5 protein-coding genes are annotated in these 6,116 nt (G+C 64.8%); 3 read left to right on the top strand and 2 right to left on the bottom strand.

Annotation, left to right across the window (positions count from 1 at the left end; genetic code table 11):
- Together VF497_RS12415 and VF497_RS12410 are read right to left on the bottom strand one after the other, a co-directional pair.
- On the bottom strand, positions 1 to 1,095 hold a 1,095-nt coding region (locus VF497_RS12415; protein WP_330889149.1), incomplete at its 3' end, for a DUF1501 domain-containing protein.
- Between the two features lie 8 nt (positions 1,096 to 1,103).
- A complete protein-coding gene (locus tag VF497_RS12410; RefSeq protein ID WP_330889147.1) occupies positions 1,104 to 2,627 on the bottom strand; it encodes a DUF1800 domain-containing protein in 1,524 nt (507 codons plus the stop codon).
- A gap of 185 nt (positions 2,628 to 2,812) precedes the next feature.
- Here VF497_RS12410 and VF497_RS12405 point away from each other — a divergent pair, with 185 nt between their 5' ends.
- The 3 genes from VF497_RS12405 to VF497_RS12395 form a co-directional block, all read left to right on the top strand.
- Positions 2,813 to 3,409, top strand: coding sequence for a hypothetical protein (locus VF497_RS12405; RefSeq protein WP_330889145.1), 597 nt, complete (start codon positions 2,813 to 2,815; stop codon positions 3,407 to 3,409).
- A gap of 110 nt (positions 3,410 to 3,519) precedes the next feature.
- The gene (locus VF497_RS12400; protein WP_330889143.1) at positions 3,520 to 5,250 is read left to right on the top strand and encodes an alkaline phosphatase; all 1,731 of its coding nucleotides are present in this window, start codon (positions 3,520 to 3,522) and stop codon (positions 5,248 to 5,250) included.
- A gap of 219 nt (positions 5,251 to 5,469) precedes the next feature.
- Positions 5,470 to 6,116, top strand: a 647-nt coding sequence (locus VF497_RS12395; protein WP_330889141.1) for a biotin/lipoyl-containing protein, incomplete at its 3' end; no start/stop codon positions are given.

The raw sequence follows: 6,116 nt of genomic DNA, 5'->3' as shown, positions 1-6,116 counted from the left end.
GTAGTTGTTGAGCACGGGGTAGTCGCGGTTCTGCAGCAAGGTCGCTTGCTGCACCTTGAGCTGCTCCCCCGCGATGCGGCCGCCGTCGATACCGCCGCCGAGCACCCAGTAGACCGAGCCGTGGCCGTGGTCGGTGCCGCGATTGCCGTTCTCGCGGAACGTGCGGCCGAATTCGGAGACGACGACGACGACCGTGTTCTTCCACTCCGGCCCGAGTTCCTGCGCGAACGCCTTGAGGCCGTCGCCGAGGTTGGCGAGGTTGTTCGCGAGCTGACCCTTGTCGTTGCCTTCGTTGACGTGCGTGTCCCAACCGCCGATGTCGACGAAGCCGAGCCGGTATTGGTCGCGCATCATCTTGGCGATGCGCTGCGCCTCGAGCGCGAAGCCTTTCGCGCTGACCGCGCCGCGGTTGGCCTGGTTCATCTCGGTCTCGAACTCCTTGGCGACATGCGCGCGCAGTTCGAGGCCGTCGTTGACCGCGCCCTGCAGGCGATGGCCCTGGTACATCGAGGTGAGAATCGCGGCCTGGCGATCGTCATAGGCCGGCTTGCCGACCGACTTGAGCGAAATGTTCGGAATGTCGCTCGCGCCGCGGAACGTCAGCGGCAACGCATCGGTGAAGGCGATCGGCGGCGCCTTGCTCGTCAAGGTGCTGGACAGGCGCGCCATGAATCCCGAATTGAAATCGCCGTGCGTCTGTGTTGGCTCGCCGCGCTCGATGTTGTCCTGCGTTTCGAAGTGGCTGCGCGACAGGTCATCGGTACCGGCGAACGGCACGAAGGCGACTTGTTTGTTTCTATACATCTCGCCGATCGAATCGCGTAGTCCGGGCGTCAAGGCCCAGTCGCTGTCGAGCGCGAGCGTGCCGCTGTCCGATTTCGGATCGGGCCTCGGCACGGCGATGTTCGGTCGTGAGGAGTAGTAGAAGTCGCTCGAATATGGCACGAGCAGGTTCGCGCAGTCGTAGCCGCCGCGCAGGAACACAAGCAGGAAGCGCGGCGAGGAGGGCGGTGCGGCGAACACGCGGCCGGCGGTGGTCAGCATCGGCAGCGCGGACGCGGTCGCAGCGAGTTGGAGGAAATGGCGGCGATTCATGGGAGCACCTAGCGGGAGTTGAATTCGGGCGAGGCGAGCAGGAACGCGTTCCATTCCTGCTGCGAGGCCGACTTGTCGAGCGCGGCGAGCGTGGTCTTCGACAGATAGGGCTGGATGCCGTCGTAGTACAGCTTCGACGACAGTTGCGGAAAACCGGTGTCGACGCTCTTGGTGCCGTCGGCGGCATCGAACAGGCCGGCGTTGCCGTTGCCGATGATGCGCGCGATCTCGAAGCGCCGGCTCATCTGTCCGGAAGATGCCCACGCGTTCTCGGTCAGCGCGTAGCCGTCCGGTGTGGAGTGGCCGAACAGCGCCTCGCCCTGGTTGTTGAGCCAGGTGACGACCGGATGCATGTTGGTGATCGTCTTGCCGTCGTAGGCGAGGCGCACGCTCGAGACGACGTAGTGCATCGGGTCCTTGAACTTCCTGCCGAGCGAGGCGGTGAATTCGTCGGATTCGAACATCGTGCGCAACACCTGCGCGATGTCGCCGTCGCTGCGCTGGAACGTGTGCGCCATCTTGTCGACGAGCTTCGGCGGCGGCTCGTCGGCAACGAAGTAAGTAGCGAGCTTGCGCGAGACGAACTGCGCACAGGCCGGCTGCTTGACGAGCAGGTCGACCGCGCGCTCGACCTCGTCGAAGCCGCCGCCGCGAATCTTCTGCCCGAGCAGCATACGGTCGCCGAAGTCGTGGCGCTCCGGATTGAACGTGAACAAGCCCTCGCGCACGAGGTAGCGGTGCATTGCCGGATGCACTTTCGGATCGTCGTGGTTGGTGTCGATGCCGACACCAGTGAGGATCTTGGCCAGTTCCTGCACGTCGCCCTGGGTGTAGCCCGCATCGACGCCGAGCGTGTGCAGCTCCATCAGCTCGCGCGCGTAGTTTTCGTTGATGCGGTTCTTGCCGTTCTGCGCATTGTCGAGGTATTGCAGCATCGCCGGTGATTTCAGCGTGGCCATGACGAGGTCGCGGAAATGACCGAGCGCGTAGGGACGGATCGCCTGGTCGGCATAGTCGCCGGCGAGGAACTTCACGTAGCCCTTCTGCGCGAACACGTTGAAATGGTTGAGCCAGAACCAGACCAGCTGTTCCTTGAGCTGGTCGGGCGAGTAGATCGCGCGCAGCAGCTCGCGCCGGGTCGCCTCGTAGGCCATCTTGTTGCCGAGATCATTGCGATCCTTGCGCGCGGACTTCTTCATCTCTTCGTCGCCGAGCGCATTGATGCGCTTCTGCTCGGCGACTTCGTCGACGACGAGTTTGGCGGCGGAATCGTGGGCGATGTCGAGATTGTCGATCTGCGCCTGCACCGGCGCGGGCAGCTTGTCGTTGCGGCCGGCGAGCTGTTCGTCGAGGAAGCGATGGCGACCGAGCTCGCGGAAGCGGGCGACGGTCGCGCTGTCGAGGCCCCAGGTGATGCGATCGAGCCAGAGCGCGTCGTCGCGGTTCAGCGTGGCGGGCGAATTTGCAGCTTGCGCGGTGCCCGCACCTGCTGCGAGCAGGACTACGGCGTGAAAAATTCGTGATCGTGTCATGTCCGTGGACGGCAGCGATGAGCGGTACGCCATCTAACGGACGAAGCGTCGATCGGATGACAACGTCGTGCCGGATTTCGCCGTTTGGCGTTGCTTCAGCGTTTGCTGTCAACGCGCGGCGATGAGCCTCGTTGTTGCGGGGCGTGCGCAGTCTCTGCGCCGACCACCGACAAGGGAGAATTCACATGCAACGCAAACTGATCGCAATGACCGTCGCCGCCGTCCTGTTCTCGTTCGGAGCGCACGCGCAGAACGCCGCAACCGAAACGGCGCGCGACACCGACCAGCAGAAACGCATCGAGCAGGGCCTGCAGTCCGGCCAGCTCTCGACCAGGGAGGCGGCCAGCCTCGAGCATCAGGAAAAGCGTATCGACGCCACCGAAGCACGCGACATGAAGGACGGCAAGCTCAGCGCCGGCGAGAAAGCGCAGATCCAGCGCGAACAGAATCACGTCAGCGCCGACATCTATAAAGACAAGCACAACGCTGTGGTTGGCAACCCGAATTCCGTCTCTTCCAAGCGCATGCAGGCCGACGTGCAGCGCAACGTCAACCAGGAGGCGCGCATCAACCAAGGCGTGCGCTCCGGCCAATTGACCAACAAGGAGACCGCCTCGCTCGAGCGCGGGCAGGCGCACGTCGATCGTGCCGAGGCACACGCGGGTGCGAATGGCCATGTCGGCGCCGGTGAGCAGGCGCGCATCCAGGGCAAGGAGAACCGCCAGAGTGCGCGCATCTACAACAAGAAGCACAACGACGCGGTGCGCACGACGATGCCGTAGTTCGTCGCGACACGCGCCGCGGACCGTTTTGCCCCGCGGCGCGGCACGTTTCGTCAAGCCGTCACAATCGTGTCGATAATCTGCGGATTGCCTTCGAAGGGGATTCGCCCATGTCGCGTTCGATCAATCTCGCCGTTCTTGTCTCGGCCGGTCTTTGTGTTCTGCTCGGCGCCGGCACTGCCGCGGCGGAGAAAGCCGGTCAATCGCATGCGATCGATGTCGCTATGGTCAAGCATCCCGACGGCGAGACGCCGGCCTGGTGGTTCCGCGCTGGCGCCGCAGCTGCTGCGGCAAACCGCGCGGATCTTCCGATGGCGAAGTCGAAGGCGAAGAACGTCATCGTCTTCCTCGGCGACGGCATGAGCACGGCGACGATCGCTGCCGCACGCATCCTCGAGGGCCAGCGCAAGGGACAATCGGGCGAGGAGAATCGCCTGAGTTTCGAGACGTTCCCGTACACCGCACTGTCGCGCACCTACACCACCGATTTCCAGACGCCCGATTCCGCCGGCACGATGACCGCGATCATGACTGGCATCAAGACGCGCTCGGGCGTGATCGGCGTCAACCAGGTCGGCAAGCGTGGCGACTGCAAGGCCGCGCAAGGCAACGAGGCGGTGACTGCGCTCGAACTCGCTGCACGCGCCGGCATGGCCACGGGTGCGGTGACGACCACACGCATCACCCACGCGACGCCGGCGGCGACCTACGGCCATCTGCCCGAGCGCGACTGGGAATACGACATGGCGATGCCGGACGAGGCGCGCGAGCAAGGCTGCGTCGACTTCGCGCGCCAGCTCGTCGAGTTTCCGTTCGGCGGCGGCCTCAACGTTGCGCTCGGCGGCGGACGCACCGAGTTCATGCCTGCGCCGCAGCCCGATCCGCAATACGACGGCCTGATCGGCAAGCGCCTCGACAAGCACGACTTGATCAAGGAATGGCAGGCCAAGCCCGGTGCGGCCTATGTCTGGAACGCCGAGCAGCTCGCCAAGATCGATCCGGCCAAGACGACGCGCTTGCTGGGCCTGTTCAATCCCGAGCACATGAAGTACGAGTACGAACGCGAGCAGGACAAGCCGGCGATGGAGCCGAGTCTGGCCGACATGACGCGTGCCGCCATTTCCGTCTTGAAAAATAATCGGAATGGATTTTTTCTTATGGTCGAAGGCGGCCGCATCGATCACGGCCACCATGCCGGCAACGCCTATCGCGCGCTGACCGAAACGATTGCGTTCTCCGATGCGATTCGCGCCGCGACCGAAATGACCAGCGTCGACGACACGCTGATCCTCGTCACCGCCGATCATTCGCACACGATGACGTTCGCCGGCTACGCCAACCGCGGCAACCCGATCCTCGGCAAGCTGCGCGGATCGAGCGGCGAAGGCGCACCGTCGAACGAATTGGCGCGCGACGCGATCGGCCGCTCGATCACGACCCTCGGCTACGCCAACGGTCCCGGATATGCCGGCGCAAGCGATCGCGAGGCGGAAGGGCCGAAGAAATATCCGCACAACGCCACGGCGTTTTTCCCGGCGAAGAACGGCCGCCCCGATCTCGATCAGGTTGATACCGAGGCGCCGGACTACATGCAGGAATCGGTCGTGCCGCTTGGCTCGGAAACGCACAGCGGCGACGATGTCGCCGTGTTCGTGCGCGGCCCCGGCGCGGCCGCGGTACACGGCTCGCTCGAACAGAACGCGCTGTTCCATCTGATGGCGCAGGCGAACGAGCCGATCCGCAAGCAGCTGTGCGCGCTCGGCAGCTGCAACGCCGATGGCGTGCCGGTGGACGTGCCGGCCTACAAGAAGCTGCGCGAAGCGGCCGTGCCGCCGCGCTGACCTGCCCAACGAAGCGCCGTGTCGGCCGTAATCGGTCGGCATGGCGTGCGTGCCGCTTTCCGCATGCCGGTGACCGGCACCGAGAAGATTGTGGCGCGGCCGGTGCAAAACTCTCCATTCGCATTATCATGGCGATGCGGCCGCGGCCGCGTGAATTCGTCATCAGTTGTGACCGGCGCGGCGCCAACGGCGGCAGCGCGCCCACAGTAAGGAGGGAGCATGGCCGACGTCGTAGAAGCCAAGGTGCCGGATATCGGCGATTACACCGGCGTGCCGGTGATTGAGATCCTGGTCAAACCGGGTGACACCGTGACGAAGGACCAGGGCCTGGTCACCCTCGAATCGGACAAGGCGACGATGGAGGTGCCCTCGTCGGTTACCGGTGTCGTCAAGGAGATCAAGGTCAAGCTCGGTGACGAGATTTCCGAAGGCCACGTAGTCGCGCTGATTGAAAGCGGTGAAGCCACGGCGCCCGCTCCGGCCGTGGCCAAGGCGGCGCCGGCTCCCGCAGCGAAAGCGGAAGCGCCTGCACCCGCGCCGGCTCCAGTTGCTGCTGCAAGCGGCGGCGTGCAGGAAGCGAAGGTGCCCGACATCGGCGACTACACCGGCGTGCCGGTCATCGAAGTGCTGGTCAAGGTCGGCGATACGGTGAGCAAGGACCAGGGCCTGGTCACACTCGAATCGGACAAGGCGACGATGGAAGTGCCGTCGTCGATTGCCGGCGTCGTCAAAGAGATCAAGGTCAAGGTCGGCGACGAAATTTCCGAAGGGCATGTCGTCGCGCTGATCGAAGCCGCCGGTGCGGCGCCCGCTGCGGCCCCGGCGCCTGCGAAGGCCGCAGCCCCCGTACAAGCTGCGCCCGCTCC

The sequence above is a fragment of the Rudaea sp. genome, assembly GCF_036383415.1.
Taxonomy (GTDB): domain Bacteria; phylum Pseudomonadota; class Gammaproteobacteria; order Xanthomonadales; family Rhodanobacteraceae; genus Rudaea.
This window is presented reverse-complemented; position numbering and strand designations above follow the sequence as displayed.

Excerpts from the sequence above, each read along its gene's own strand:
- VF497_RS12410 (WP_330889147.1), bottom strand. The coding sequence starts at position 2,627 with ATGACACGATCACGAATTTTTCACGCCGTAGTCCTGCTCGCAGCAGGT.
- VF497_RS12400 (WP_330889143.1), top strand. The coding sequence starts at position 3,520 with ATGTCGCGTTCGATCAATCTCGCCGTTCTTGTCTCGGCCGGTCTTTGT.
- VF497_RS12405 (WP_330889145.1), top strand. The coding sequence starts at position 2,813 with ATGCAACGCAAACTGATCGCAATGACCGTCGCCGCCGTCCTGTTCTCG.